Raw genomic sequence first — 25,805 nt, 5'->3', positions numbered from 1 at the left:
AGCCCTTTCGTCAGAGGAGGAATTTATGAACGAGCCCTGAAGGAGACAGGCTGCAAAAAGGAAAAGGCCTCCCGGGCGGCAACCCGGCAGGCCTTTATTGAACCGCATCGAACTGAACTGATGTGTCGACGGGTTCATCCTACTCAGCCTATTCCCCCGTGTCAACCGAATGGCGACCTCGCTCCGCGGGGTCGAGGTTCGTGCACGTCCCGATACATTGCCTTCTCGCATGCGAGCGCAGCGAGGACGGAGTAGCCGCATTCGGACATGTAGACCAGCCGATTAAACGTCGGTGACAGACCTATACGTTTGGCGCTTCCGTTCGACCATGCTGATGTCAGCAGCGGGCTCCGGTGATGCTCGGCCGAAGTCAGCCGATTCCGTGTAAGGAAGAGACATGCTTTCAATCAACGAATTTGAAAAATACGCCGCAAAACGCGGCTTGTCCGGGCAAGCATTGACTTTCATCGAAGACATTCGCGGACGCCCCGCCGACATGTCCGTTGATGGGCGCCAGCGCGATAACTCAATTGTGTACGTGACATCCAAGAAAATGCAGGGGCGACAGATAAAGACGCGGAGCCGCTCCTTGCATGCGAGCGCTGTGAAGTGGCATGAGTTTAATCAGTCAGTGCTCGAGTACCACACGAACGTGCATACGTTCGATCTCGCTAGTTGCGACGAGAACGGTCGGGTTCGCAACCGGCAGTCACACACGGTCCAGTTGCTGGTACTCGGTGACGAGGCTGAGCTTGAAGACTGGCGGGAGGAACGCGATCTCGTTGAAGCGGAAAAGCGGGATGCAGAGCGCTTCGTCAAGATGACTCGCTATCACCTTGACGGAGGCGGCCGCTGGCACGATCGTGTGCTTGAGGAAAAGTGCGCAGAGCTGGGAATAGCTTACCGGCTGCGTACCAGTCGAGACATTCCCCGCGTCTTTATTGAAAACATGCGGATACTGGATGATTTTCACGACACACGGAATCCGTTGCTGTCGTCCGATACTGAAGAGCGTCTCCGTGAAATGGTGGACCGCGAACCTGTACGGTATGTCGATGTGCTTGACAAGGAAGGCCTTAGTGCCGACGTACTTCTCTCCGCGATCGCTACCGGGATAGTTTATGTCGACCTGTCCTGTATTCCGGTCCGGGATTTCGAACATCTGATGCTCTTCCGTGATGAGGGAATGAGCAAGGCATATACGTGCATGTCCGAGAGCCTCCTGCCTCAGGAGTCGTTGCCCCTGCCTGGGATCGGAAATCTGAAGCTGGGGATGATTGTGCACTTTAACGATCAGCAGTGGGAAATCATTCACGAACGTCTGGATGATCAGCCGGAGGTCCTGTTCCGGACGAAGGAAGGGCGTCAGATGGTAAAGCCGCGACACGAGGCTCTGCAGCTTGTTCTGGCGCAGGCAGACCAGAATGAGCGGCGCGACATTCTCGATGCCGAAAAACGGCGCTCATTGGGCAATCTGACTTCGGACGCTCTAAAGAAAGCCGCCGCCAAGTACTCAGCTATCAGGGATGGAACGGCGAAGCTTTCCAAATCGACGCTTTGGCGAGCCAAACAGGCAATCCAAAAGTCAGCCTCCATAACCGATGCAATCCTTGCGCTTGCACCACGAGATGCGGATAAGGGGTCGCGCATTCCCCGTCTTCCTCCTGCCGTGGAAGCTTTGGCGAAAGAATTTATCGAGAAGGAATATAACGCGCCAAATGCATCTAGCGCCCAGCAGATATTTAATAAGTATAGCTTAGCCTGTGCAGAGCGGGGATTGTGTCCGATGTCGTACGTCACATTTCTCGTTCGTGTCAAGGAACATCGCTCTATTCGCGACCGCCACGGAAAGCGTGTCGCGTATCGTGATTCCGACATTCCCTTGATACTCGATATAAGGGAACCCATCCATGGACTGTTTCCGCATGAAGTTGTCTATATTGATCATACGCAGCCCAATTTAATGACGGCAGGTACGCACGGTGAAGATTGGGGAAAGGTGTGGTTATCGGCGGCAGTGGATGCACACGTTCCTATCCCCCGGGCTTCCTATGTCAGCTATGACCCACCATCGGCATGGTCCGCCCTCATGGTGTTACGCGACTATGTTCGGCGATGGCACCGCCTACCACGTGTTGTCGTCGTCGACGGCGGGAAGGAGTTTCGTTCTCACGCTTTCCAGCTGTTTTGCAAGATATTTGGCATTGAAATACGTTACCGCGGACCTGGTCGACCGCGCGGCGGCGCGCTAGTCGAACGAATGTTCGGTGTTACAGAGCAGGAGTTCTTCACGGGACTTGAAGGAAGCTCGCTGCAACTGAAGGACGCCCGCATGACGACCAAGTCCGTTTCGCCGAATCAGTTCAGAAAGTGGACCTTTCCGGCCCTGTGCCGAGCGCTTGATCATTATTTGTTTCAAGTGCGCCCCTTGGACGTGCACCCTCGACTTGGCATATCGCCACGAGAATTTGAAGAGGCGAGAATTCAGCAGACGGGGTTGAGGAAGCACATGTCGATCGAGTTCGATGAAAACCTGCTGCTTCTGACATGCCCAGCCCCCCCACAGTCGCAACATCGTGTATATCCGCATCGAGGGATCTGGGAAAGTGGTCGGTACTACTGGCACAGCAGCTTCTCGACGCTCGGCAAGAGAAAACTTGAAGTCAGGATCGAGCCGTGGTTGGCGCAAATCATCTATGTATATACCGGCTCTCGTTGGGAGGTCGCGACGGCCCGGGACGTGGAGCCGCTTAGGGGGCGTACACGATATGAACTCAATCAGGCCATCCGGGAGAAGGAGCGATTTGCCCGGCTGCAGGCCGCAAGAGAGCGCCGCAAGCCTGAGCGTACCGCCCGTCTTGTTGAATCGCGTGAACCGCTCAACTTCGACGAGACGATCGCGGCAAAGCAACGGGTCATGAGCGACTACTATCGGTCGCTTGGTCTTTCAGTGGCGAAATATGAAGCAATGCCATTGTTGGATGCCCCTTACGACCAACGCCGGCCATCGACGGATCATTCATCTACAGAATCTCAGGAAAACATGGCTATCGAATCCGGCGCCGCGAATCGGGTAGCGCCGAAGGTCGCCTGCGAAACGCTTGACGTCCCACAGTACATCGGAGATATCGATGACGAAACCGCAATGCTCTAATCACGTTCGTCGACTATCAATCGAAGAACGCCTCTACTACGGACGCTTGTCGCGGGATCAGGCCGTGACACTTTCTCCCGAAGAGAAAAGACGGTACTTCTACTCGCTCCAGGTGAAGCACAAGAAACTCCTGAGACTGGAGAAGGAGATAACCCGTTATATCAGCGGCAACACCGATACAACAATTTTAACCCTGATCGGTCCACCTGGAGCAGGGAAGTCGTCGTTCATCGAGAATGTCCTCGCTAATCGTCTCAAAGGTACTGAGATTGGCCAGATCCCGTTTATCACCGTGCCGACGCCAGCGCACGGCAGCAACAAAATTCCATGGAGCGAGATGTACAGAAAGATACTGCTCGCCGGAGGTGAACCGCTAGTGAACAACAAGCGTGTGACCGAAGTGACAACCGATAAGGTAAGAGTGAGGAGCAACTCAATGGGTAGCCTGTCGGCTTTGCGAGATGCGGTAACGAGTATGTTGATTCATCGCAAGACGATGATTCTGGCGCTCGATGAGGTTCTGCATATGTTGCGGTTCGGTAATCACCCTGCGTTGATGGATACTTTCAAGAGTTTGGCCGATGAAACATCATGTCAGATACTACTGATCGGGTCCTATGATCTATTCGATCTTGCGACGACCTATGGCCAGGTAGCCCGCCGCGAAGAGATATTCTATCTCGGGCGGTACGGTAGCAACTTTGATGAAAAGGGAAAACCCGACAAAGAAGCGAACGAAATGGACGTCGGGGAATATAGGACTATCATCGGAAAATTGCAGGATAAGTGGCCGCTCGAAGATGTCCCGCAGTTCTCGGCGCTGGCGTCAGATCTTATGGACATGACCCTTGGAATCGTCGGTTTGCTTAAGGAATTTATGACGCAATGCCTTGTACTGCAGATCGAGAATGGTGGGAAATGGAACAATGATTTTGTTCGTCGCGCCATGAAGAAACCATACGTGCTGAAAAAAATACGAAAAGAGGTGGAGAACGGGGAAAAGAATATGCGAGACGAAGGTTTCTTCGATGATACGGCTCCGTCGTTCGCCGGAGCTATTCATTCGATCCGGCGTGCGGCATGAAGACACGTTCTTATCCAAGTTCAGCTTCTGAGGAATCCACGCAAGAAGGCCACACGATTCAGGGCGGCTCTTCGGAAACCGCGTTGTACTCGCTGGAGCCCGAGGCTATCGGGACGGCACAATGTGAGTCCGCGGTAAGCTACCTTTGTCGACTGGCGTATGCGCATCACGTCCCGGTCGACTTGCTTGTAAACCAGGTCCTTGCGAGATTTTTCGGCGATGATTTCTCTATCTGGCGCCACTTCTCGACGTGGAAAAAGAGCGCCGCAATAAACATATTTACACACCAAAGAACGCCACAACTGCTCTCCGCGTTGAGGGCCGCGACGGGCAGGGTGGAACTGGATCAACTGTCGTTGTCTACGCTCGGTGACGTCCTCGACCTACGTGGCTCGTCATCAGAGATTCCACATCACTGCCCGCTGTGTCACAGCAAGGATGTTGATGTGCAGCGAACTTATCGTCCGCTGCTTTGGGATCTGAAACTGGTTCGAGTCTGTCCCGATCACAAGGTGGCTTTGGTGCCTTCGGTGTGTGGAGCACCACAATCTCGTCGATTGTCGCTGTGGGGCCGCCCGCACGTGCCCGGTGCCTGTTCGACGTGCGGAAGCATCGGCTATGGTTGCACTGTGGCGCCGGATGTGCCTGTCAATGAGCCCGACGTTTGGGTTGCCCAGGAATTAGGGCTCGTCGTGGCCCATGTGACTGCGGGCGAGCGTTTTATGGCAAATGACGTGGTCAAGAGCGTCCTTCAGCTCGCATCCCTGATCGGGGATGGTCGTCCCTATCGGGCAGCGCCTGTTTGCGGAATCAGTAAGGCTCGGCTTTTTGACTGGATCAATGGCAGAAAGCTCGTGCGCCTTTCTCCTCTCGTCGCCTTGTGCGCAGCTGCAGGGGTAGGTCTGCTCGAGGCGCTGCGAGGCGAAATTGTGCAGAGTGAGCGTCGCGTTGACTACAAATATTCTCCCGTTCGCGGAGGGGCACATGCTGCCTCGCCTTCAAAGCGGAGTGAGGCAATGCGCAGAGCCGCTCGTGACGTCACATGTCCGTCTTTGACTCGTGTTGCAGATTCCCTCGGGTTGAGTACCAAGTACCTCTCCCAGTGTTTTCCAGTTGAGTCTCGGGAAGTCGTGCGCCGTTATCGCGACGCCAAACGTATCCAGACGGAACGACGGCAGTTGGAAGCTGACGAGTTGATCGCAAGACTGGCGACAGAACTGCAGACAGAGGGGCTGAGACTCACGAAGCGAAACGTCTGGCTACGTGCAAGAGTTATGGTGACGAGTCAGTCGCGATTTGAGAGGGCGTGGATAGAATTTCACGGAGCTGGCATTGCAGGCGGAGCCATCGAACAACATGAAGAAGAGCAATCGAGATGACAAAAAACAATAATGAACTATTGAATATGGCGTACGCGACAACGTCGTTATATTCTTTGACTCCGAAGGGCGTCGGCACACAGGATTGCGAAAGCATTCTCAGTTTCATGGCTAGATTGGCGGCAGCGCACAATGTATCGCTAAATTCCTTATGTGAATTTGTGCGTACGCAGACGCCGGACGCAGATTGGTTATCTTGGAGGAACCCGGTTGTTAATCTTTCCCTCCGGGTGCCGGACGCGTTCATCGAAACCGTCATTCGATTGACCGGAAATTCGTCACTCCAACTATGTTCGCTTGATAGGATTAGAGACCTTGTACACTTGCACAAGTCGAAGAATTTCCGGATCCAGCGGCATTGTCCGATATGCGTGCAGCAGGCGCCGTACCCTGGTGGCTGGAATCGCCTTCTTTGGACGATCGGCGTAGTAGAGGCTTGCCCCGAACATGGGGTTGCTCTTTCAGTTTCAAAATGCGGCGCTGACCGCAAGGAATGGGTTTATCAAGGTGATCGTTCTTACCTACCGGGCGTCTGTCGGAGTTGCCGCAAGAACGCCTTCGGTTGTATCCGCGCTGAAGGGAAGAAGGCTTCGGCCCAACAGATGTGGGTGGCTCGCCAAGTAGGAGAATTGATTGCGGCTGTTTCTGAAGGGAAAGAGTTCAGCGTAGAACATTTGCGCACTGGAATCAATCGAATTATTCAAAGTCGATGGCCAAATATCAACCAGGCAGCGAAATCACTTGGGCTGGCATTCACGACCCTTTCCCTAGCTGCGACAGGCAATGCGGCCGTGAGCTTAAGACTGCTTCTCTCGCTGTGCTCTGCGGTTGATATAAGACTGGTAGATCTTCTGCGAGGTAAGCGCACGAAACTTGGGAGTCAAAATGCGATCGTGTTCACGAGGTATTTCAGATCTCAGAAACAGCTGCGGGATGAAAAAGATTTGCGACGAGCAATCCGCCGCATAATGGATCGAGAGCCCGACATCCGGATAGGGCAACTTGCTGACCGCGTTGGCGTACAAACCAGCGTCTTTTACCGGAAGCTTCCTGATGTAGTTCAGCAAATACAAGCCCGTCGTCTGGAGCGGGTGGCGCGTGATCGCTGGAGAAGCCTTCTGAGCTTCGCGCGGAAGTTGCGCGCTGCCAAACGCCAGCTAGACGAAGCGGGGTGCCAATTTACCACTGTAAGCGTCTTTCGGTGTGTTAAGGTTGTGCCGCGATCAGACGCCGAAATCCGCTTGTTCCATTTTGTGCGAAGATCTTGCTGGCAGATGTGAGAGGATCATCAACAAGAGGATGAAATAAAGCTTTTCCTGAAAATCTAAAGCATTTTTTGAAGAAATTTTCGTTAAAGCGGAAGCTGGAATTTGCTTCCAGCTTCCGCTTTATTTGTTACGGGAAACCGCTGGTTATTGCTTAACCTGTCAATCTCGCACGCAGCGAAATCCCGCATAAACATACTGATAACGTGGCTGAAACCAGTTGCGGAACGTCGGCCGCAACATGCATTGCGCGGTGCGCGGCGAGCCGCCTTTCATTGCGTAGTGCTGACCATCGAAGAAGTTCGCCGAATAGCCTTCGTAGAACGGAAATGCCTTGAACCCCGGCAGCGGGCCGAAGAGCGTGGAAGTCCATTCCCAGCCGTTGCCGTACAGGCCTTCCACGCCCCAGGTGCTGGCGCTGTCCGGCGTGGCGTCGACGGCCACCGGGTTCCAGTCGCGGAAGTCGAAGTTGTCGGTGCGGCCCGGCAGCGCGCCGTGCGCGGCGCGCTGCCACTGCGCCTCGCTTGGCAGGGCCTTGCCGCGCCAGCGCGCAAACGCGCTGGCTTCGGCATGGCTCACGTACACGGGCCACGCAAGCGGCAAGGAGATGTCCTCGAACATCGTGCGTAATTGCCAGCCTTCGGGGCCGCGCGACCAGAACACAGGGTGTTCTACCTGCGCGGCTTCTTTCCAGGCCCAGTCCGCATCGTTCCAGAGTTCGCGCCTGCGGTAGCCGCCATCTTCGATGAATTCGAGAAACGCGCCGTTCGTCACCATATAGCGATCGATCTCGAATGCGGGTACATCGACCTGCTGCTCGCCGAACTCGTTGTCCCAGCCAAACAATCCACGCTCGGCGGTCATGCCGAGTTCCGTGCGGCCCTCGGGCACGTGCACCATGCCGCCCTCGACCGTATGACGCGGGTGGGCGCGCGCGAGCGCTGCGGTGGGCGCTTGCTTCTGCTCGAACGGCAACTGGTGGAGCATGTAAGCGAGCGTTTCGACATGCATGAGCCGATGTTCGATCGCGACGTTCAACAACTGCCCGGGCGTGTCGTGGTTCGACGCGTCGGGCGGCAGGTCGAGCTTCGAGAGCTGCGCGTCGATGCGGCTGCGGGCGTCGCGTCCGTACGCGAGGACTTCGCTCAGGCCGGGCCAGTCGGCGGCCGTATCGGTCGGCAGGCCGCCATCGACGGGATCGATGCCGAAAGCGAACAACTGATCCAGGCGCGCGTCGGCGGAGGGCACGTCGAACAGGCGCTTGTCGAAGAGGTTCCGGTCGAATGCTTCCAGATGACCGATATAGAACACGATGCGGTGGCGCTCGCGAATGGGCCGTTCGTACAGAAACTCGGGCTTGACGACGTCGAAGAGCGCGTCGCTCGCGGTGCGCGCCGCTTCAAGGCGCGCGGCGAGCGTGGGGGGATGCGGGAGATGCATTTCGGCGATTCTCCTTGCGAGGGCGTAGAACGAGACTCTAACCCTGCGCAGGAGTTGTGCCAACCGGGTGGCTGCGCCGTTGAGGCGCAGGGCGGGCAACCAGCTTAGGCCGCCCGCCCGGGCTTTGCCGCGAATTACAGGTGCCGCAGACCTTCGAGGTCGATGATACGGATCAGCTTGCCCTGCGCGTCGATCAGGCCGCGCTTTTGAAATCTCGACAGGGTGCGGCTCACCGTTTCGAGCGTCATGCCGAGATAGCTGCCCATGTCCTCGCGCGTCATGCGCAGGTTGAACTCCGCATGCGAATAGCCGCGCTGGCCGTTGCGTTCGGAAACGTCAAGCAAAAAGGCGGCCACGCGTTCGTCCGCGGAGAGCGAGCCGAGCACCATCATTTGCGACGATTCGCGGATGAGCTGCTCGCTCATCAGGCGGTGCAGCCGGTCTTGCATGGCGCCCGCTTCGCGGCACAAATGCTTGAGCGCCGAATAGGGAATGATGCAGACCGAGCTGTCTTCGAGCGCCACGGCGCTGCACGTGTGAAAGCTGGTGCTGATGCCGTCGAGACCAAGCGGGTCGCCCGCCAGGCGCAGCCCGGTGACCTGCTCGCGGCCGTCGCGGTGCGCCATGACCGTCTTGAGCGAGCCCGAGCGCGCGACATAGAGATTGTCGAACGGGTCGCCGGCGCGGTACACGGCTTCGCCGCGACGCACGCTGCGCGCGGAGCAGATCAATGCTTCGAGTTTCGGCAGGTCGTCGAGCGTGAGGCCCTGGGGCATGCACAGGTGCCGCATGGCGCACACCGAACAGCGCGTGGACGTGCGCGGCGCCGTCACGGGCGTGCGATTGCTGCGACGCACGGTGGTATGAGAAACGACGTTAGGGTTCAGCATCGACAATGCTCCTTTGATCTCTGTCCAGGCATTGTCTACCGGGGTCAAATCTCAAATTGGTGGCAAAGTGACGCGCTTTTGAGATGATTAGTGTTGAGCCTTGTCAGAAGGCGCTTGCGCTCTGTCTGACGGAGCGCAAGCAACTTTCCAATAACGTGTAAAGCAGTGTGTCTTTAATGAGATTACTGCCCGGCATTTCCGGCGGCTGACGGAATGAGGAGAACCGGCAGGGTGGACTGCCGCACGCAGCGTTCGGCCACGCTGCCAAGAATGAGACGCTGGAAGCCGCGGCGGCCGTGCGTGCCCATCACGATCAGATCGGCGCCCGAGGTTTTCGCGGCGTCGAGCACGAGCGTCGGGACGTCGTCAAGCGACGAGGCCTCGCCCGTGATCATGGCGCCTTGCACGCCTCGCTCGTTCATCGCCTTGTTCATTTCCTCGGCCAGCTCGTTGCCCTGCGCGATCATCTGGTTGCGCAGGATCGACGGGTCGTAGCCCGGCGCGTCGAAATACATGGGCGTGTTTTCGACCACGTAATACGGCTGCAGGGTCGAGCCCATTGCCTTCGCCAGGTCGAGCGCGGCTTCGAAGGCGCGGCGCGAGGTGGCGCTGCCGTCGACAGCGACAAGGATGCGTTTATACATAAGACCTCCTCTTGAGTGGGATCGGGAATCGCGCGGCCCGGGCGAGGCTGCGCCGGGGCGGGCGCGGCGTAACTGGCGAGAAGCTTAATGGATCGCCAGTAAAGATGCAGTCGGACTGTATGAAAGATGGAAGGAGCGGGACGGAAGATCAAGCGGGCTGCGGCTGAATACCGCGTGGCCGGCGGGGCTCGCCGGCAATTTCATTCTGTTGCGCGCGCACCGGCATACCGCTATCGTTGCCTCTTTTTCGCCTCGCGCCGTTTTCCCCTCCTGTGAAACCTTCCTCCGCCAACCTGCCGTTTCGCGACGCGCTGCTGGCCATGCTCGGCATCGGCCTCGTCAACATGCTGGTCGCACTCGATCAAACCGTCGTCAGCACCGCTTTGCCCTCGATCGTCGCCGAACTGCACGGCTTCGAGTTCTACGCGTGGATCGCGAGCGCTTACCTGCTGGCCTCGGTCGTTACGGTGCCCGTGTTCGGCCGGCTCGGCGATTACTTCGGCCGCAAGCGTTTCGTGATTGCCGCGGTGATCGTGTTCACGGTGGCCTCCGTGCTGTGCGGGCTGGCGACCGGCATGCGTTTTCTCGCCGTGGCGCGCGCGCTGCAGGGCGTGGGCGGCGGGATGATGGTGGGCACCGCGTTCGCCTCGATTCCCGATCTCTTTCCCGACCCGCGCGCGCGGGTGCGCTGGCAAGTCGTCATGGCGGCCGCTTATGGCATCGGCACGGCGGCGGGGCCTTCGCTGGGCGGCTGGCTCAGCGAGCATTTTGGCTGGCGCTCGACCTTTCTCGTCAATCTGCCGGTGGGCGCGCTTGCGCTGTATTTCATCTGGGCGCATCTGCCGCGCTACCAGCCCGCGCGTACCGGCGAAGTGCGCATCGACTGGACGGGGGCCGCGCTCGTCGCGCTGGTGCTGGGCGCTTTCCAGACCTTGATCGAGGCGGTGCCGAGGAGCGGCCTGACGACCGGCAACGCCGTGCTGGCGGCGGTGGTACTTGCCGGCGCGGCGCTGTTGCTCGCGTGCGAGCGCCGCGCAACGCATCCAATCATCCCGCTCGACCTGTTTCGCGACCCGCAGCTCGTCACGTTGTTTACGCTCTCGACGCTTTCGGGCTTCGTGATGTTCTCACTGATCTTTTTCGCGCCGCTGCTGCTGCAGGGCGGTTTCGGGCTGTCGCCCCAGGAGGCGGGCCTGCTTGCCACGCCGATCGCCGCGTGTATCGCGCTGGGCAGCCTGATCAATACACGCATCGTGATCCGGCTGCGCAAGCCCACGACGATCCTGACGGCCGGTTTCAGTTTGCTGGTCGCGGCCTCCGCCGGTCTCGCCTTCGCGTCCCGGAACACGGCGCACCTCTGGCTCGAACTGGCGATGTCGGCGGTGGGTGTTGGGCTGGGCTTCATTCTGAACAATCTGAATATATTCGGCCAGGAGATTGCCGGGCGGGAGCGTTTCGGCATCACGACCGCGTTGCTGCAATCCACGCGCATGGTGGGCGGCATGCTCGGTACCAGCGTCGTGGCGACCATCGTCAATCATCGCTATGCGGCCGGCGTGGGGGATGCGCTCGCGGTGATCGGCGCGCCGCTGCAGCAGCGCTGGCAACCGCAGCTTGCCGATCCGCGCGTGCTGATCGACCCGTCGCTGCGCGAGGGCCTCGTCTCGCAGATGAAGGCGGCGGGGCTCGACGGCCCCGCGCTGATCGATGCCGTGCGCCACGTGCTCGTGGACGCGATCCATCTGGGAATTGGCCTGACCGGCTGCGCCGCGCTCGCGGCGGCGCTGTGCGTCGGGCGGATCTCCCACATCCGCTTTAGCCGCAGCGCCTCGGCGGCTTCGAAAGCGGACGAGGCTGCAGACGACGAGGTGAAGGCCGGTCAAGGCTGATCGCGCCCGGCGCGAGGCAGTGGCGCGGGAATAGACCCGTTCACATCCTGGTTGTCAGACAAAAATGACTCGTTCGGCGCTCCCGTTCGCCTTACGCGGCATGAGCCATCTCCCCGAATAGCGCGCGGTGCGTCTGTTCACTCATCGCGATTTCGAGCGCGACCGCGTTCTCCACGCCGATACGCATCGGCGCGCCGAGCCGCTTCAGTTCGATGCCCGTGCGGCGCAGCAGGCGCTCCATCGGCGTCGTCGTGACCGTCACGTAACTGTTGATGCCCGCGCGGTCGGCGAACGAGACGACCGCGCGCATCGCGCTCATGGTCAAGTCGGCGAAACCGAATGCCTGATCGTTGCCCGATTCGATGGCGAAGCGGCTCAGTTCCCAGATGTTGCGGCCTGTAGGCGCGGCATTGCCTTGCAGCAGTTGCGGGAAGGTGTCGCGCAGCATGTTGGGGCCTTCGGTGGGCATCAGGCGCCAGCAGCCGCGCACGTGGCCCGCGCCGTCCTGAATCAGCATGTAATGGGGCCCGAGCGCGTCGTAGCCGTCGATTTCCATCCCCGCGATGGTGGGGATGTCCCAGCCCATGCGGTCGCGGAACACCCGCGCGCGCAGGCGGTACATCTCGTTGATGTCTTCGTTGTCGAAATCCTGCCTGAGTCCGATCCGTATTGCGGCTTGCATGACAACTCTCCAATTGGTGTGGATTTGTGTAGAAGCGCGGCAGTACGGTTGGAAAGCTATGCGTTATGAATATAAAAAAACACCTATCTAGATAGGTAGGTGCGCAGATAGGGCCTCTTAAGGAGAATCACTTCCGCGGCAGTCACTCATCAGGCATATCTGACAGCGAGAGTCATCATGGAACTTATGGGCAATCAATGGCACTCGGGTGCGACCACGATGTCGTCCCCCGGCGACCTGTCTTCGGTCGTCGACCGCGTCCTGATCATTGCGTATCGGAAGAAGAAGAAAGAAAGCCAGCGCCGCTTCTGGGCGCGTTTCGGCGTGACGCAGTCGCGCGGCAGCCGGTTCGAATCGGGCGCGGAAATTCCGCCGCCGGTGTCGATCCTGCTCGGGCTGTATTTCAACAAGACGATTTCGGACGGCGACCTCGGCCGTGCCGAGCGCGTGTTGCGCGGCGACGCACCGATGGTGCTCAGCCCGGGTCAATAAGACCCATCTGCGTCGCGATCACGGCTGCCGCTCGCCGTGAGTTCACGCCGAACTTCCCGCGAATGTTCTTCATGTGGAAGTTCACGACGGCTTCAGAGCAATTCAGGATGTGAGAAATTTCCCAGGTGGACTTGCCGAGCGCAGTCCACTTGAGGCATTCCTTTTCCCGCGGCGTAAGCTTGGGAATCAGCGACTGGACGTGATCGTTCAGGTGCCGCTGGCTGGTGTCCAGCACGAGATCGCGCAGCAGCACGAGATTCGGCAACGCGCGATTCACGTCTTCCCAGAAGTTGTCCGTCGGATTCGCATCGTTGACGAAGCACAGCATGCCGATTTCCTGGCGCGGGCCATGAATCGGCAGGGTGATGCCCGCGCGCAGTCCGTAGGAGCGGGCTTCTTCATACATCGATTGTTGCTGCTCGGTCGCGAAAAGCTCCGGCGACCAGATGAGCGGCGCCGAACGCGTCGTGCAGTGCGACACGGTGGGGTCGAAGTAGGCCATACCGTGGTCGTTGTACGTCTGCCGCCAGGCGGCCGAGTAGTTCGTGCGGATAAACGCGTCCTCGAGCCTCATGCCCGGGCGTGGCAGGATAGCCAGCATGAGCTGGCTGAATCCCCACGAACTGGCGAGCTTCGCCACCGCGTCGAACCACGCTGCCTCTTCGGGCGCGTCGAGCACCGGCGACATCTGCTCAATAAAATGTAGAGGCACGTTCAACACTCTCCATCAGCGCTGGGCGAGATCGCGGGGCAAGCCTCGCATACTCGCTCCTCGCTTCTTATGATGTAAGAATTTATCACTAAATTCCTGTCAGATCCGCCTTGGTCCGCAATCCTTGCGCGTTGCGGCGGCATTTCTGTCAGATTTCGGTGACAGCGGAGAGTATTTCTGCGTTTGCTGAGTAGCGGGTCGGAGGGCGGTGCGGACGTGCATTGCGGCAGGGCGGAAATAAAGTCGGGCGGAATTTCGGAAAGAGAAAAACAGGCAATTCGCCGGAATAATACCGGCGATTTACCATTTTCATTTATTTTCAGGCTTTCTTGTTTCCGCTTTTAACCGCGCTCGACTAAATGGCATCTGAATCCGCCAGGCCGGCGTGAGTGGCCGGATAGCGCGAAAGGTTCGCCGTGCCGCGGTGCCGTATACGGCGAACCTCCGGATCAAGACTTGCGCAGCAACTCGATAATGCGCGTGGGCCGCAGATGATTGAGCGCGAAGTGCAGGCGGCCCGGGCTGCGCCGGGCGCCAGGTTCGCGCGCGGCATTGCGCTGCCCGTCCACGTCGCCGGGCTCTTCGGGCTCGCTCATGCCGAGGTCGACGACTTCGTATCCGGATTCCAGCGCAATCGGCAGCCGGTGCACGTCCTTGCGGCTGTCGAAGCCCGCGAGGCCGTCACTCGCTTCCGGCACGCTGTTCACGAGCGTCGCGTTGCTGGTCGTCACTTCGTCGGGGCTGATGCAGCCTTCGCCCGCGAGGCGAGCGGCTTCGCGGTTCTTGCCGTCGGTGTCGACCGAGCTGTCGTGCGTGCGGTCGTTGTGGAGTTCGGCGCTGCGCGGCCGCGATGTCGACGCGCTCACGTCTTCCGCATTCGCTTTTTGCATGTCGTCGGGACGATTCATGATCCTTCCTCCTTCGAAGAGCGGGGTGCCTGCATTCATCAGGCCATGCCGCAAGCGCCGTACCGCAGCTACGCGCGCACCGGGAGACGGGCCGCGAGGGAGCCGAAAAGCGGGGCGAAAAGCAAGCCGTTCGCCAGGAGAACGCCTCCAGCGATGTTGCATTTTTTTCGTTGGTTTGGGCTTTTTCCCAGGAGTATGATCCTCTTTCAACGAGTTGGCGCGCTTTCGATTAATGGGCCGGGCGAGGGTCCATGCTGTGGCTTTGCCGCACGATCTTGAATGCACGCGCCAAATAAAATGGACGAGGCAGTGAGGGGCGGGTGACACACATGCACTTCGACGCTGCATTTACGCATCGTGGCTATTTGCTGAACTGCGCGCCGGCGCGCGCCGGCGACGGCACGTATCAGCCGTATGTGGTGATTTCGCGCTCGAGCGACGGCGAACTCGTTGCCAACCGATTTTTTCCCGCCGAATTGCGCTTTTCCGACGAGGCCGCCGCCATCGCCCATGCGCGCGACTGGGCCGTGCGCTGGATCGACGCGAGCACCGTCACCCTTTGAACGCGCGCGCCCCGCACATGTAGCCGGCCTGCTGGACGCTTCGGCGAACTCCTGCAAAAAGCGGTAATCTCTGGGGTCGATACACTCGCTCCCGCACGGATCTCGCGTCCGCTGCCGCATCAACATGTCCAAAGCTGCTTCCCCCGACTGGGGCCTTGAACAGATCGTCGCCGATCTGCGTGCGTCGCGTGAAGAACGGCATCGCACGCGCCATCCGCTCGGTATCCGCGAATTGCCGTCGCGCGAGGCGGTCGTCAATATCGTGGCCGGGCTGCGCGCCGCGCTCTTTCCCACGCATTACGGCGCGCCCGACCTGACCGACGAGAGCATCGATTACTACGTGGGCCATACGCTCGACAGCACCTTGCGGCTGCTGGCGGAGCAGATTCGCCGCGCGTTGCGCTTCCTGCCGGAAAGCTCGCAGGCGAGCGACGACGCGTTGCGCATGCGCGCATTCGAAGTCGCGCGCGAGTTCGGGCGGCAACTGCCCGATATTCGCGCGCTGCTCGTGAGCGACATTCAGGCGGCGTTCACGGGCGACCCGGCGGCACAGCACATCACCGAAATCCTGCTGTGCTATCCGGGCGTGTGGGCCATGACGCATCACCGGCTCGCGCATGCGTTGCACCGCCTCGGCGTGCCGCTGCTTGCTCGCTTCATCAACGAGATCGCGCATTCGGCAACGGGCATCGACATTCACCCGGGCGCGCAGATCGGTTCGAGCTTCTTCATCGATCACGGCACGGGCGTCGTGATCGGCGAGACGGCGATCATCGGCGAGCGCGTGCGCGTCTATCAGGCCGTCACGCTCGGTGCGAAGAGCTTCGCGGCCGACCTCGACGGGACGCTCGTGAAGGGCAATGCGCGCCATCCGATCGTCGAGGACGACGTGGTGATCTACGCGGGCGCGACGATTCTTGGCCGCGTGACGATCGGGCGCGGATCGGTGATCGGCGGGAACGTGTGGCTCACGCATAGCGTGCCGCCGGGCAGCAGCGTGCGCCAGGGCAAGATTCGCGAGATCGAGCGGGGCGACGAAAGCCCGCTGAAGTGAGGCGCGGAACGGGACACCCTGTCCCGTTCCTTGTTTGCGCGCGGTTTTTCAGGTATTCGCGACGCTCATCGAAACGGGATTGCCGACGATGGCGAGAAACTCGCGGCGCGTGGAAGGATCGGAGCGGAACGTGCCGAGCATGCGCGACGTGACCATTTCCACGCCCGCCTTGTGCACGCCGCGCGTGGACATGCACTGATGCGCCGCTTCGAGTATCACGCCCACGCCTTTGGGCTGCAGGATTTCATTGAGCGTGTCGGCGATCTGCGCGGTCATTTTCTCCTGAATCTGCAGACGCTTCGCGAATGCGTCGACGAGACGCGCGAGTTTCGAGATGCCCACCACGCGATGCTCGGGGAGATACGCCACGTGCGCGCGCCCGATGATGGGCACCATGTGATGCTCGCAGTAGCTCTCGAAGCGGATGTCCTTTAGCACGATCATTTCGTCGTAGCCGTCCACCTCGGAGAAGGTGCGCGACAGAATCTCGCGCGGATCGACCTGATAGCCCGCGAAGAATTCCTCATAGGCGCGCGTGACGCGCGCGGGCGTGTCGATCAGCCCTTCGCGAGCGGGATCGTCCCCGGCCCAGCGCAACAGCACGCGCACGGCGTCTTCGGCCTCGGCGCGTGACGGACGCCCGATGGTTGAGTTCGTTGCGCGCTGCGTCGCGCCTTCGGTCGCGCCTTCAGTCGCTTTCCCGGGCTTTTTTTCTTCGCTCATGCATGGACTCCTGTCATGTGAAAGCACGCCGCTTTGACGCACTCCACGAGCGCACATTGTTTCATGTTTTTTCGCGCCCGGCGCGGAGGGTCATTGGGGCCTCATTTGGGCCATTCGTCCATGGCGTCGTTGAACAGTTCCGCCACGACGCTTCGAAGCCACTCGCCGCGCGGCGCGTTGTGATACTTGCGATGCCAGTGCTGCTTGAGATCGAAGCGCGGCAAGGGCAGCGGCGGCTCGACGAGCGTGATCGACGCATGCTCGGAGACATAGGCGAAGCCGATGGCATGCGGCACGGTCGCGATGAGATCGGAGCGCGTGAGTATGAACGGCAGGCTCATGAAATGAGGCGTTTCGAGCACGGCGCGGCGGCGCATGCGCCTTTTCTCCAGATACTGTTCCAGCACTTCCTGGCTGCGTCCCTCGGCGCGCACGACGGCGTGGCCCATGGCGAGAAACTGCTGGATCGTCATGGCTTTGCCCGCGAGCGGATGGGCGCTGCGCATCATGCAGATGAACCGGTGCGTGAAGAGGCGCTGCTGAAAAAAGTTATTGCCGCCGAGATCGGGAAAATAGCCGACGGCGAGATCGATGTCGCCCGATTCGAGACCGCGCTCGACCTGGCCTGGCGGCAAAGACACCGAACGCAGGTTCGCGTTGGGCGCGCGCTCGGCGAACACCTGCAACAGGCGCGGCAAAAACACGATCTCGCCGACATCGGAAAGCGCGATGGAGAACGTGTGGGTGCTCGTGGCGGGATCGAAGTCCTGCGCCTGCAGCATGCCTTTCTCGATGCGCACGAGCGCGTCGCGCGCGGCGGGAATGAGTCCGAGCGCGCGCGGCGTGGGCTCCATGCCGCGCGAGGTGCGTACAAAGAGCGGATCGCCGAAATACTCGCGCAGCTTGCCGAGCGCCGTGCTCACGCGCGGCTGGCTTACGCCGAGGCGCTCGGCGGCGCGGCTCACGTTGCGCGTTTCCTCCATGGCCACGAGAAAAGGGATGAGATTCAGGTCGAGGTCGTGCATGAGGCGAGGGCGCGGCATTATGTCGAAACCGGATAAAGACTAGTCGATAAATCAGAATTGCGGATATTGGGGTATGTGCCCACGGCCGCGCCCGGCTTGAACGAGCGGCGCCATCGGCTAGGTCGCAAACATGAAATAAATTGCTGTACATCCACTCGCGGACCCACCCGTGGGCATACCCGCCTTGACAAGCGCTTGAATACACTCCGATAATGCGCTGGACGTTCGCTAAACGAATCAGTGTTCGTATATAGAACTTTTTGCGATCAAGTGACGTGGACCTTCCGCGATGCGCATCGCTTTCAGGAACAGGCATGATCAACAAGATTTTCGACTCGCTTCAAGCCGCCGTGGCCGATGTGAATGACGGCGCCACGGTCATGATCGGCGGCTTCGGCACGGCCGGTATGCCCGCCGAACTGATCGACGCGCTCATCGAGCAGGGCGCGCGCGACCTCACCATCGTCAACAACAACGCGGGCAACGGCGACACCGGCCTGGCCGCCCTGCTCAAGGCGAAGCGCGTGCGCAAGATCATCTGCTCGTTCCCGCGCCAGACCGACTCGTATGTGTTCGACGCGCTCTATCGCGCCGGCGAAATCGAACTCGAACTCGTGCCGCAGGGCAATCTGGCCGAGCGTATCCGCGCGGCGGGCGCCGGCATCGGAGGCTTTTTCACGCCCACGGGCTACGGCACGAAGCTGGCCGAAGGCAAGGAAACGCGTCTGATCGACGGCCGCCACTATGTGCTCGAAGCGCCGCTGCACGCCGACTTCGCGCTCGTCAAGGCGTACAAGGGCGATCGCTGGGGCAACCTCGTGTATCGCAAGACGGCGCGCAACTTCGGCCCGATCATGGCGAGCGCCGCGAAGGTCGCCATCGCGCAGGTTTCGGAAGTCGTCGAACTCGGTCAGCTCGATCCGGAAAACATCGTGACGCCCGGCATTTTCGTGCAACGCGTCGTGGAAGTGCCGCAAGCGGCCCATCAAGCCCATACGCAACAAAGCGGCCAGGCAGCCTGAAGGAACGGAGAGAGCCCATGAAACGACTGAATCGCGATGAAATGGCCAAGCGCGTGGCCGCGGACATTCCCGAAGGCGCGTATGTGAACCTCGGCATCGGCGTGCCGACGCTGGTGGCCAACCACCTCGATCCGAGCAAGGAAATCTTCCTGCACAGCGAGAACGGTCTGCTGGGCATGGGCCCGGCGCCCGCGCCCGGCGAGGAAGACGACGAACTCATCAACGCGGGCAAGCAGCACGTCACGCTGCTCACCGGCGGCGCCTTCTTCCACCACGCCGACTCGTTCGCCATGATGCGCGGCGGCCATCTCGACTACTGCGTGCTCGGCGCGTTCCAGGTGTCGGTCAACGGCGATCTCGCGAACTGGCACACGGGCGCGCCCGACGCGATCCCGGCCGTGGGCGGCGCGATGGACCTCGCACTCGGCGCGAAGCAGGTGTTCGTGATGATGGAACTGCTCACGAAGCAGGGCGAAAGCAAGCTCGTGAGCGAGTGCTCGTACCCGGTGACGGGCGTGGGCTGCGTCGGCCGCATCTATACGGACCTCGCCGCGTTCGACGTCACGCCCGAAGGCCTTGCCGTGCGCGAGATCTATTCGGACATCGATTTCGACGCGCTGCAAAAGCTCGCCGGCGTGCCGCTGATCGACGCGACGCAAAACCGTCGCGCGGCGTAAACTGTTTGCCGACGTGCGCATCGTTCGCACGATGCATGGCGCGGCAACCGTCGGCATTCGTCGACGGTTGCCGCGTCCGTTTCGTTTCATCTGTCCTGTCTGAACGCCTGCATTTTTCTACGCGCTGCCTTCCATGATTGAACGCCTCACGAGCCTGATCTGCGGGACCGAGCCGATGAATGCGGTCTGGTCTCCCGACGCCACGCTGCAACGCATGCTCGACGTCGAAGCGGCGCTTGCGCGAGCCTGCGCCGCGCACGGCGTGATTCCGCAGTCGGCGGTGGCGGCTATCGCCGGCGCCTGCGCGGCGGATCAGCTCGACGCGCAGGCGCTCGCACGCGACGCCGCGCTGGGCGGCAATCTGGCGATTCCGCTCGTCAAGCAGCTCACGGCGCGCGTGAAGTCCGCCGACCCGGAGGCCGCCAAGTACGTGCATTGGGGCGCGACGAGCCAGGACATCATCGATACGGCCACGGTGCTGCAGTTGCGCGATGCGCTCGCGCTCGTCGAACGGGGTATCGACGCGCTCTGCGCGACATTGGCGGACCTCGCGCGCACGCATCGCGCGACGCCCGCCGTGGGCCGCACGTGGCTCCAGCAAGCGCTGCCCATCACGCTCGGATTGAAGTTCGCGCAATGGCTCGACGCCATGCAGCGCCATCGCGAACGCCTCGCCGTGCTGCGCGAGCGCGCGCTCGTGCTGCAGTTCGGCGGCGCGGCGGGCACGCTCGCCAGCCTGCGCGACGCCGCGCCGAAGGTGAGCGCCGCGCTTGCACAGGAACTCGGTCTCGCGTCGCCTGCGTTGCCGTGGCACACGCAGCGCGACCGCATTGCCGAAGCCGCATCGTTCTTCGGCATGCTCATCGGCACGCTTGGCAAGATCGCGCGCGACATCTCCCTGCAGATGCAGACCGAAATCGGCGAGTTGGGCGAGCCGGCGGCGGCGGGCAAGGGCGGTTCCTCGACCATGCCGCACAAACGCAACCCCGTGGGTTGCGCAGCAGTCCTGACGGCTGCCGCGCGCGCGCCGGGCCTCGTCGCGACAGTGTTCGCCGGCATGGTTCAGGAACACGAGCGCGCGCTCGGCGGCTGGCAAGCAGAGTGGGATGCGCTGCCCGATCTCGCGCGCCTCGCCGGCGGCGCGCTCGCGCAGATCGAACAGATTACGGCTGGACTCGAAGTGCGGCCCGAGCGCCTCGCGGCGAATCTCGACATTACGCACGGCCTCATTCTCGGCGAAGCCGTGATGCTCGCGCTCGGCGACCGGATCGGACGTCTGGACGCGCATCATCTCGTTGAGCACGCATCGAAATCGGCGGTGCAAAGCGGCCGCACGCTGTACGAAGTCCTCGCGGCGGATTCCGCCGTGACCCAACACCTGGACGAAGCGCGCCTGAAGGCGCTGCTCGATCCCGCCAGTTACGTGGGACAGGCGCACGCTTTCGTCGACGCCGTGCTCGCGTCGTACGAAGCGAGTGCAAAACATCAACGCACGTCCCATTGATCGAAAAAGACACACGAGGAGTAACACGCATGCCTTACGCAGCCGTCAACGACACGCATCTGTTCTACCGCATCGACGGTGCGGAGAACCGCTCGGCGCCTTGGGTGGTTCTGTCCAATTCGCTCGGTAGCGACGTGTCGATGTGGACGCCGCAAATCGTCGAATTCACGAAGCACTTTCGCGTGCTGCGCTACGACACGCGCGGCCACGGCCACTCGGCGGCGCCGCAGGGTCCGTACACCATCGAGCAACTGACCGGCGACGTGATCGGCCTGATGGACCAGCTCAGCATTGAGCGCGCGCATTTCGTGGGCGTGTCGATGGGCGGCCTGACCGGCGTCGGCCTCGGTGCACGTTACGCCAACCGCATCGATCGCCTCGTGCTGTGCAATACGGCTGCGAAGATCGGCTCGCCGGAGGTGTGGGTGCCGCGCGCCGCGAAGGCTCGCGAAGAAGGTATGCGCGCGCTCGCCGAAGCGGTATTGCCGCGCTGGTATACGCCCGAATTCATCGCGCACAATGCACTGGTGATGTCGCAGGTGCGCGACGTGTTCGTGCATACCGACAAGGACGGCTATGCTTCGAACTGCGAAGCAATCAACGCCGCCGACCTGCGCGGCGACGCGCCCTCGATCAAGGCGCGCACGCTCGTGATCTCGGGTACGCACGATCTGGCCGCGACGCCCGCGCAAGGCCGCGAACTGGCCGAGGCGGTGCCGGGCGCGCGTTATGTCGAACTGAATGCCGCGCACATCTCGAACGTAGAGCGGGCGGACGAGTACAACAAGACCGTGGTCGATTTCCTGCTGGAGGCGTGATGAACGACGAAGATCGCTACGAAGCGGGCATGAAGGTGCGCCGCGCGGTGCTGGGCGACGCGCACGTCGATCGTTCGCTCGCCAATCGCACGGAAGTGACCGAGGAATTCCAGAACTTCATCTCGCGTTACGCGTGGGGCGAGATCTGGACGCGCGACGGCCTGCCGCGGCACACGCGCAGTCTGCTGACGATCGCAATGATGGTCGCGCTCAATCGCAGCGAGGAACTCGCGCTCCACCTGCGCGCCGCGCGCAACAACGGCGTGACGCGCGACGAAATCAAGGAAGTGCTGCTGCAAGCGGCGGTGTATTGCGGCGTGCCGGCGGCGAACTCGGCGTTCCATCTCGCCGACCGCGTCTTTCGCGAGCAGGACGGCGAGCAGGCCTGATCGCGCGCTCACGCAACGCGGGGCAAGCGTCCCCGCGTTCAGCCGAACACCGGCGCTTTGGCGCCGCGCATAGTCAAGAGTCCTATTCTTCCGGCTGCACGTCGGCCACGTAACGGCGCAGGCAGGCGAGCAGCGCGGCTTCCTCGGCGCGGCTGGCGGCGTCGCTGGCCGACCCCGCGTCGCGCTCCTCGCCGAACATGACGGCGGGCGCGGGAATCGTATCGACCGCGCGGCCGTCGCGGAACACACGGATCTGGTGCGTGGCTTCCATATATTCGGCGATCCAGTGGATGCCTTCGATATGCGTGCCGATGCGGACTGGCATCTTCATGAGATTCCCTCCTGGCGCCGCGCACGCAGACAGATGCGCGCTCGCCGCAATCACGTTTGCCATGGCGGATACGGCAACGATACGCCTATGGCGCATCTCGTGCTTGAACCCCGCGCTTGGTTGGGTCAACTCGTGGCTCAACGCGTGGCTGAATTTCGCGGCTGAAAAAAGAAAAGGCGGCCCGAACCCGGGCCGCCCGTGCGGCGCATGACCGAATGAAAGGAGGCGTGGGTAAGGGCGCGCGCCTTTACTGCACCGTGGCGAGCACGTCGCGCACCGTACCGAACAGGCGTGCGATTTCCTCCTCGGTCACGATGAGCGGCGGCGAGAACGCAAGAATGTCGCCCGTGAAGCGGATCAGCACGCCCGCCTCGAAGCACTTCACGAAAACTTCGTAGGCGCGCGCGCCCGGCGCGCCGTCGCGCGAATCGAGTTCGATGCCGGCAACGAGGCCGAGGTTGCGCACGTCCTTCACGTGTTTCTCGCCGCGCAGCGCGTGCGCCGCGGCCTCGAACTTCGGCGCAAGCGCTGCGGCGCGCTCGAACAGGCCCTCGCGGCGATACAGGTCCTGCGTCGCGATCGCGGCGGCGGCGGCGAGCGGGTGCGCCGAATACGTGTAGCCGTGGAACAGTTCGATGGCGCCCTGCGCGCCGGCGTTCACGATCGTGTCGTGAACCGTGCGGCTCGCGGCCACGCCGCCCATCGGCACGGCGGCGTTGTTGATCGCCTTGGCCATGGTGATGATGTCGGGCGTAACGCCGAAATATTCGCTGGCCGTGGCCTTGCCGAGCCGGCCGAAGCCCGTGATGACCTCGTCGAAAATCAGCAGGATGCCGTGCTTCGTGCAGATTTCGCGCAGACGCTGGAGATAGCCTTGCGGCGGAACCAGCACGCCGGTCGAGCCCGCCACGGGTTCGACGATCACGGCGGCGATGGTCGATGCGTCGTGCAGCGCGACGATGCGTTCGAGGTCGTCGGCGAGATGCGCGCCCCAGCCCGGCTGACCCTTCGAGAACGCGTTGTGTTCGAGGTCGTGCGTGTGCGGCAGATGATCGACGGCGGGCAGCAACTGGCCCGAAAACGTCTTGCGATTCGGCGCGATGCCGCCCACGGAGATGCCGCCGAAGCCCACGCCGTGATAGCCGCGCTCGCGCCCGATCAGTTTGGTGCGCTGGCCTTCGCCGCGTGCGCGATGGTAGGCGAGCGCGATCTTCAGCGCGGTATCGACCGATTCAGAGCCGGAATTCGTGAAGAACACGCGGTCGAGGCCCGCCGGCATGATCTCCGCGATTCTCCGGGCCGCTTCGAACGCGAGCGGGTGGCCCATCTGAAACGTGGGGGCGAAGTCGAGCGTGCCGGCTTGCTGGGCGATCGCCGCGACGATTTCCTCGCGCGCGTGGCCCGCGTTCACACACCAGAGGCCCGCGCAGCCGTCGAGCACTTCGCGGCCGTCGGTCGTGCGGTAGTACATGCCCTTGGCCGATTCGAGCAGGCGCGGCGCGGCCTTGAAATGGCGGTTGGCGGTGAAGGGCATCCAGAACGACGAGAGATCGTCGATGACGGGGCGCGAAGTCATGCGTGCTTCTCCTCAGGTGGGTTTGGCTCAACTGTAGCGCCGGGGCTTGGACGGCGGCATAGACAGTCTCTATACTGACCTGCAAACCGTGCTGGACAATTCTCGCCAACTGTATTGGTCAGCGCCCGAATCGTTCGGGTTTTCCCTCGCACTATACGCCTGCTTTTCCCATGATCGAACTCGAACTGGAGCGCGGCCGCGGCGCAGCGACTACGCTTGTCGAGCAGCTCGTACAGGGCTTCACGCGCGCCATCGAAGCGCAAACGCTACGCGCCGGCGCGCTGCTGCCCTCGGTGCGGCAGCTCGCTCAAACGCACGAACTCTCGACCTATACAGTGACCGAGGCGTACAACCGTCTCGTGTCGATGGGCTTCGTCGTCGCGCGGCGCGGTTCGGGCTACCGCGTGGCGCCCCGCAACGAGTCGGCGCGGGTGAGCGCAGCGGGCTGGCAGCCGCCCACGCTCACGGCCACGTGGCTGCTCTCGGACGTATTCGCCGATCATTCGGTGCCGATCAAGGCGGGCTGCGGCTGGGTGCCGGGCGAGTGGATCAACGAAAGCGGCCTGCAACACGCGCTGCGCGCCATGAGCCGGGTGCCGGCCGTGCGTCTTGGCGACTACGGGCACCCATACGGCTACGCGCCGCTGCGCGAGCGCATCGCGGCGCAACTGGACCGCCTGGGGCTGCCTGTCGAGGTGTCGAACGTGTTGCTCACGCAGGGCGCGACGCAGGGACTCGATCTCATCGTGCGTACGCTGCTGCGCCCGGGCGATAGCGTGCTCGTGGAAGATCCCGGTTACTGCAACCTGCTGCAGATCCTCAAGCTCGCGGGCCTCGTGGTGCATGGCGTGCCGCGCACGCCGGCCGGGCTCGACATCGAGGCGCTGGAGCGCCAGGTCGCCGCGCAACGGCCCAAGGCCATCTTCGTGAACACGACACTGCAGAATCCCACCGGCGCGACGTTTGCGATGTCCAACGCGTTCCGCTTGCTGCAGATCGCCGAGCGCCAGCGCATGTGGGTCGTCGAGGACGATGTGAGCCGCGAACTTGCGCCGCCCGGCGCGCCGCTGCTCGCCGCGATGGAGGGCTTGCAGCGCGTGCTGTACGTGAGCGGGTTTTCGAAGACGGTCACGCCTTCGCTGCGTTGCGGCTATGTGGTCGCCGAGCGCGACGTGCTGCGAGAACTGGCGCGCGCGAAGATGGCGGTGGGGCTCACCTCGTCGGCGACCATCGAGCGTATGGTCGATAAAGTGCTGCTCGAAGGACGCCACGCGCGCCATGTCGAGCTGGTGAACGAGCGCCTGAAGGCCGCGCATGCGTGCGTGGAGGAACGGCTGGACGCGCTGGGGCTGGAGATATTCCACCGGCCGCGCGCGGGTCTTTTCTTGTGGGCGCGTCTTGCGATCGAACCTGAACGGGCCGGCGCGATCGCTACGGCTGCGCTGCGCGACGGCATCTGGCTCGCACCCGGCTCGTATTTCCGGCCCGACGACGAACCGGGCGCATGGTTTCGATTCAACGCGCCGTATTCGATGGACGACGCGCTGTGGCGGTTCATCGAGCGGGCGCGCTAGGGCGTCGCGC

The 25,805-nt window shown here is 61.8% G+C and carries 24 protein-coding genes; 14 read left to right on the top strand and 10 right to left on the bottom strand.

Annotated elements, in window-relative coordinates:
- Window positions 1–397: 397 nt before the first annotated feature.
- From U5768_RS23690 to U5768_RS23675, 4 genes are read left to right on the top strand one after another with little or no spacing between them, the layout of a single operon-like run.
- The gene (locus tag U5768_RS23690) at window positions 398–3,154 is read left to right on the top strand and encodes a transposase family protein (protein WP_322032824.1); all 2,757 of its coding nucleotides are present in this window, start codon (window positions 398–400) and stop codon (window positions 3,152–3,154) included.
- Entirely contained in the window at window positions 3,132–4,238 is a 1,107-nt protein-coding gene (locus tag U5768_RS23685; RefSeq protein ID WP_322032823.1) for an ATP-binding protein, read from the top strand. Before U5768_RS23690 ends, U5768_RS23685 begins: the two co-directional genes overlap by 23 nt.
- Window positions 4,235–5,617 carry a TniQ family protein gene (locus U5768_RS23680; protein ID WP_322032822.1) on the top strand — a complete coding sequence of 461 codons (1,383 nt, stop codon included), beginning with the start codon at window positions 4,235–4,237 and terminating at the stop codon, window positions 5,615–5,617. The genes U5768_RS23685 and U5768_RS23680 overlap by 4 nt, the downstream gene beginning before the upstream one ends.
- Window positions 5,614–6,897 (top strand): TniQ family protein, encoded by a 1,284-nt coding sequence (locus tag U5768_RS23675; RefSeq protein ID WP_322032821.1) that lies wholly within the window; start codon window positions 5,614–5,616, stop codon window positions 6,895–6,897. Before U5768_RS23680 ends, U5768_RS23675 begins: the two co-directional genes overlap by 4 nt.
- Window positions 6,898–7,044: 147 nt before the next feature.
- On the opposite strand, the gene U5768_RS23670 is transcribed toward U5768_RS23675, so the two are convergent.
- The 3 genes from U5768_RS23670 to U5768_RS23660 form a co-directional block, all read right to left on the bottom strand.
- Window positions 7,045–8,322 (bottom strand): SUMF1/EgtB/PvdO family nonheme iron enzyme, encoded by a 1,278-nt coding sequence (locus U5768_RS23670; protein WP_322032820.1) that lies wholly within the window; start codon window positions 8,320–8,322, stop codon window positions 7,045–7,047.
- A 134-nt stretch (window positions 8,323–8,456) separates the two neighbouring features.
- A complete protein-coding gene (locus U5768_RS23665; protein ID WP_322032819.1) occupies window positions 8,457–9,212 on the bottom strand; it encodes a helix-turn-helix domain-containing protein in 756 nt (251 codons plus the stop codon).
- 182 nt (window positions 9,213–9,394) lie between these two features.
- Window positions 9,395–9,856, bottom strand: a complete 462-nt coding sequence (locus tag U5768_RS23660; RefSeq protein ID WP_322032818.1) for a universal stress protein — start codon at window positions 9,854–9,856, stop codon at window positions 9,395–9,397.
- 320 nt (window positions 9,857–10,176) lie between these two features.
- Here U5768_RS23660 and U5768_RS23655 point away from each other — a divergent pair, with 320 nt between their 5' ends.
- On the top strand, window positions 10,177–11,745 hold the full coding sequence (locus U5768_RS23655; RefSeq protein ID WP_322032899.1) for an MFS transporter: 1,569 nt from the start codon (window positions 10,177–10,179) through the stop codon (window positions 11,743–11,745).
- Window positions 11,746–11,836: 91 nt separating this feature from the next.
- Here the strand turns inward: U5768_RS23655 and U5768_RS23650 are convergent, their stop codons facing one another.
- On the bottom strand, window positions 11,837–12,427 hold the full coding sequence (locus U5768_RS23650) for an acyl-homoserine-lactone synthase (protein WP_322032817.1): 591 nt from the start codon (window positions 12,425–12,427) through the stop codon (window positions 11,837–11,839).
- Between the two features lie 177 nt (window positions 12,428–12,604).
- Here U5768_RS23650 and U5768_RS23645 point away from each other — a divergent pair, with 177 nt between their 5' ends.
- Window positions 12,605–12,919, top strand: a complete 315-nt coding sequence (locus tag U5768_RS23645; RefSeq protein ID WP_415913961.1) for an XRE family transcriptional regulator — start codon at window positions 12,605–12,607, stop codon at window positions 12,917–12,919.
- Here U5768_RS23645 and U5768_RS23640 read toward each other — a convergent pair.
- Window positions 12,903–13,607, bottom strand: coding sequence for a LuxR family transcriptional regulator (locus U5768_RS23640; RefSeq protein ID WP_322032897.1), 705 nt, complete (start codon window positions 13,605–13,607; stop codon window positions 12,903–12,905). The genes U5768_RS23645 and U5768_RS23640 overlap by 17 nt on opposite strands.
- 473 nt (window positions 13,608–14,080) lie before the next feature.
- Window positions 14,081–14,521 carry a DUF3005 domain-containing protein gene (locus U5768_RS23635; RefSeq protein ID WP_322032896.1) on the bottom strand — a complete coding sequence of 147 codons (441 nt, stop codon included), beginning with the start codon at window positions 14,519–14,521 and terminating at the stop codon, window positions 14,081–14,083.
- A 347-nt stretch (window positions 14,522–14,868) separates the two neighbouring features.
- Here U5768_RS23635 and U5768_RS23630 point away from each other — a divergent pair, with 347 nt between their 5' ends.
- Both U5768_RS23630 and epsC read left to right on the top strand, forming a co-directional pair.
- Window positions 14,869–15,102: a hypothetical protein gene (locus tag U5768_RS23630; RefSeq protein WP_028206369.1), complete on the top strand. Its 234-nt coding sequence runs from the start codon at window positions 14,869–14,871 to the stop codon at window positions 15,100–15,102.
- Window positions 15,103–15,226: 124 nt separating this feature from the next.
- The gene (gene epsC / locus U5768_RS23625) at window positions 15,227–16,156 is read left to right on the top strand and encodes a serine O-acetyltransferase EpsC (protein ID WP_322032816.1); all 930 of its coding nucleotides are present in this window, start codon (window positions 15,227–15,229) and stop codon (window positions 16,154–16,156) included.
- 48 nt (window positions 16,157–16,204) lie between these two features.
- Here the strand turns inward: epsC and folE are convergent, their stop codons facing one another.
- Together folE and U5768_RS23615 are read right to left on the bottom strand one after the other, a co-directional pair.
- Window positions 16,205–16,879 (bottom strand): GTP cyclohydrolase I FolE, encoded by a 675-nt coding sequence (gene folE / locus U5768_RS23620; protein ID WP_322032815.1) that lies wholly within the window; start codon window positions 16,877–16,879, stop codon window positions 16,205–16,207.
- 101 nt (window positions 16,880–16,980) lie between these two features.
- Entirely contained in the window at window positions 16,981–17,904 is a 924-nt protein-coding gene (locus U5768_RS23615; protein WP_322032895.1) for a LysR family transcriptional regulator, read from the bottom strand.
- Window positions 17,905–18,218: 314 nt separating this feature from the next.
- On the opposite strand from U5768_RS23615, the gene U5768_RS23610 reads away from it, so the two are divergent.
- From U5768_RS23610 to pcaC, 5 genes are all read left to right on the top strand, one after another.
- The gene (locus U5768_RS23610) at window positions 18,219–18,926 is read left to right on the top strand and encodes a 3-oxoacid CoA-transferase subunit A (protein WP_322032814.1); all 708 of its coding nucleotides are present in this window, start codon (window positions 18,219–18,221) and stop codon (window positions 18,924–18,926) included.
- Between the two features lie 17 nt (window positions 18,927–18,943).
- On the top strand, window positions 18,944–19,603 hold the full coding sequence (locus tag U5768_RS23605; protein ID WP_042260188.1) for a 3-oxoacid CoA-transferase subunit B: 660 nt from the start codon (window positions 18,944–18,946) through the stop codon (window positions 19,601–19,603).
- A 133-nt stretch (window positions 19,604–19,736) separates the two neighbouring features.
- Entirely contained in the window at window positions 19,737–21,107 is a 1,371-nt protein-coding gene (locus U5768_RS23600) for a 3-carboxy-cis,cis-muconate cycloisomerase (RefSeq protein ID WP_322032813.1), read from the top strand.
- Window positions 21,108–21,136: 29 nt separating this feature from the next.
- Entirely contained in the window at window positions 21,137–21,925 is a 789-nt protein-coding gene (pcaD, locus tag U5768_RS23595; protein ID WP_322032812.1) for a 3-oxoadipate enol-lactonase, read from the top strand.
- A complete protein-coding gene (gene pcaC, locus U5768_RS23590) occupies window positions 21,925–22,314 on the top strand; it encodes a 4-carboxymuconolactone decarboxylase (protein WP_322032811.1) in 390 nt (129 codons plus the stop codon). Before pcaD ends, pcaC begins: the two co-directional genes overlap by 1 nt.
- Before the next feature lie 82 nt (window positions 22,315–22,396).
- On the opposite strand, the gene U5768_RS23585 is transcribed toward pcaC, so the two are convergent.
- Window positions 22,397–22,645: a hypothetical protein gene (locus tag U5768_RS23585; protein WP_322032810.1), complete on the bottom strand. Its 249-nt coding sequence runs from the start codon at window positions 22,643–22,645 to the stop codon at window positions 22,397–22,399.
- Between the two features lie 247 nt (window positions 22,646–22,892).
- Window positions 22,893–24,221 carry an aspartate aminotransferase family protein gene (locus U5768_RS23580; protein WP_322032809.1) on the bottom strand — a complete coding sequence of 443 codons (1,329 nt, stop codon included), beginning with the start codon at window positions 24,219–24,221 and terminating at the stop codon, window positions 22,893–22,895.
- A 170-nt stretch (window positions 24,222–24,391) separates the two neighbouring features.
- Between U5768_RS23580 and U5768_RS23575 the strand changes: the two genes are divergently transcribed.
- Window positions 24,392–25,795, top strand: coding sequence for a PLP-dependent aminotransferase family protein (locus tag U5768_RS23575; protein WP_322032808.1), 1,404 nt, complete (start codon window positions 24,392–24,394; stop codon window positions 25,793–25,795).
- Window positions 25,796–25,805 lie beyond the last annotated feature (10 nt).

This window comes from Paraburkholderia sp. J76 (assembly GCF_905220295.1).
GTDB lineage: Bacteria > Pseudomonadota > Gammaproteobacteria > Burkholderiales > Burkholderiaceae > Paraburkholderia.
Note: the sequence above shows the minus strand (reverse complement) of the source record. Positions and strands in the feature narration are given on the sequence as shown.

What these genes read in the sequence shown, in the direction of transcription:
- U5768_RS23690 (WP_322032824.1), top strand. Translation starts at nt 398, where the DNA reads ATGCTTTCAATCAACGAATTTGAAAAATACGCCGCAAAACGCGGCTTG.
- U5768_RS23685 (WP_322032823.1), top strand. Translation starts at nt 3,132, where the DNA reads ATGACGAAACCGCAATGCTCTAATCACGTTCGTCGACTATCAATCGAA.
- U5768_RS23680 (WP_322032822.1), top strand. Translation starts at nt 4,235, where the DNA reads ATGAAGACACGTTCTTATCCAAGTTCAGCTTCTGAGGAATCCACGCAA.
- U5768_RS23675 (WP_322032821.1), top strand. Translation starts at nt 5,614, where the DNA reads ATGACAAAAAACAATAATGAACTATTGAATATGGCGTACGCGACAACG.
- U5768_RS23670 (WP_322032820.1), bottom strand. Translation starts at nt 8,322, where the DNA reads ATGCATCTCCCGCATCCCCCCACGCTCGCCGCGCGCCTTGAAGCGGCG.
- U5768_RS23665 (WP_322032819.1), bottom strand. Translation starts at nt 9,212, where the DNA reads ATGCTGAACCCTAACGTCGTTTCTCATACCACCGTGCGTCGCAGCAAT.
- U5768_RS23660 (WP_322032818.1), bottom strand. Translation starts at nt 9,856, where the DNA reads ATGTATAAACGCATCCTTGTCGCTGTCGACGGCAGCGCCACCTCGCGC.
- U5768_RS23655 (WP_322032899.1), top strand. Translation starts at nt 10,177, where the DNA reads ATGCTCGGCATCGGCCTCGTCAACATGCTGGTCGCACTCGATCAAACC.
- U5768_RS23650 (WP_322032817.1), bottom strand. Translation starts at nt 12,427, where the DNA reads ATGCAAGCCGCAATACGGATCGGACTCAGGCAGGATTTCGACAACGAA.
- U5768_RS23645 (WP_415913961.1), top strand. Translation starts at nt 12,605, where the DNA reads ATGGAACTTATGGGCAATCAATGGCACTCGGGTGCGACCACGATGTCG.
- U5768_RS23640 (WP_322032897.1), bottom strand. Translation starts at nt 13,607, where the DNA reads ATGTCGCCGGTGCTCGACGCGCCCGAAGAGGCAGCGTGGTTCGACGCG.
- U5768_RS23635 (WP_322032896.1), bottom strand. Translation starts at nt 14,521, where the DNA reads ATGCAAAAAGCGAATGCGGAAGACGTGAGCGCGTCGACATCGCGGCCG.
- U5768_RS23630 (WP_028206369.1), top strand. Translation starts at nt 14,869, where the DNA reads ATGCACTTCGACGCTGCATTTACGCATCGTGGCTATTTGCTGAACTGC.
- epsC (WP_322032816.1), top strand. Translation starts at nt 15,227, where the DNA reads ATGTCCAAAGCTGCTTCCCCCGACTGGGGCCTTGAACAGATCGTCGCC.
- folE (WP_322032815.1), bottom strand. Translation starts at nt 16,879, where the DNA reads ATGAGCGAAGAAAAAAAGCCCGGGAAAGCGACTGAAGGCGCGACCGAA.
- U5768_RS23615 (WP_322032895.1), bottom strand. Translation starts at nt 17,904, where the DNA reads ATGCACGACCTCGACCTGAATCTCATCCCTTTTCTCGTGGCCATGGAG.
- U5768_RS23610 (WP_322032814.1), top strand. Translation starts at nt 18,219, where the DNA reads ATGATCAACAAGATTTTCGACTCGCTTCAAGCCGCCGTGGCCGATGTG.
- U5768_RS23605 (WP_042260188.1), top strand. Translation starts at nt 18,944, where the DNA reads ATGAAACGACTGAATCGCGATGAAATGGCCAAGCGCGTGGCCGCGGAC.
- U5768_RS23600 (WP_322032813.1), top strand. Translation starts at nt 19,737, where the DNA reads ATGATTGAACGCCTCACGAGCCTGATCTGCGGGACCGAGCCGATGAAT.
- pcaD (WP_322032812.1), top strand. Translation starts at nt 21,137, where the DNA reads ATGCCTTACGCAGCCGTCAACGACACGCATCTGTTCTACCGCATCGAC.
- pcaC (WP_322032811.1), top strand. Translation starts at nt 21,925, where the DNA reads ATGAACGACGAAGATCGCTACGAAGCGGGCATGAAGGTGCGCCGCGCG.
- U5768_RS23585 (WP_322032810.1), bottom strand. Translation starts at nt 22,645, where the DNA reads ATGAAGATGCCAGTCCGCATCGGCACGCATATCGAAGGCATCCACTGG.
- U5768_RS23580 (WP_322032809.1), bottom strand. Translation starts at nt 24,221, where the DNA reads ATGACTTCGCGCCCCGTCATCGACGATCTCTCGTCGTTCTGGATGCCC.
- U5768_RS23575 (WP_322032808.1), top strand. Translation starts at nt 24,392, where the DNA reads ATGATCGAACTCGAACTGGAGCGCGGCCGCGGCGCAGCGACTACGCTT.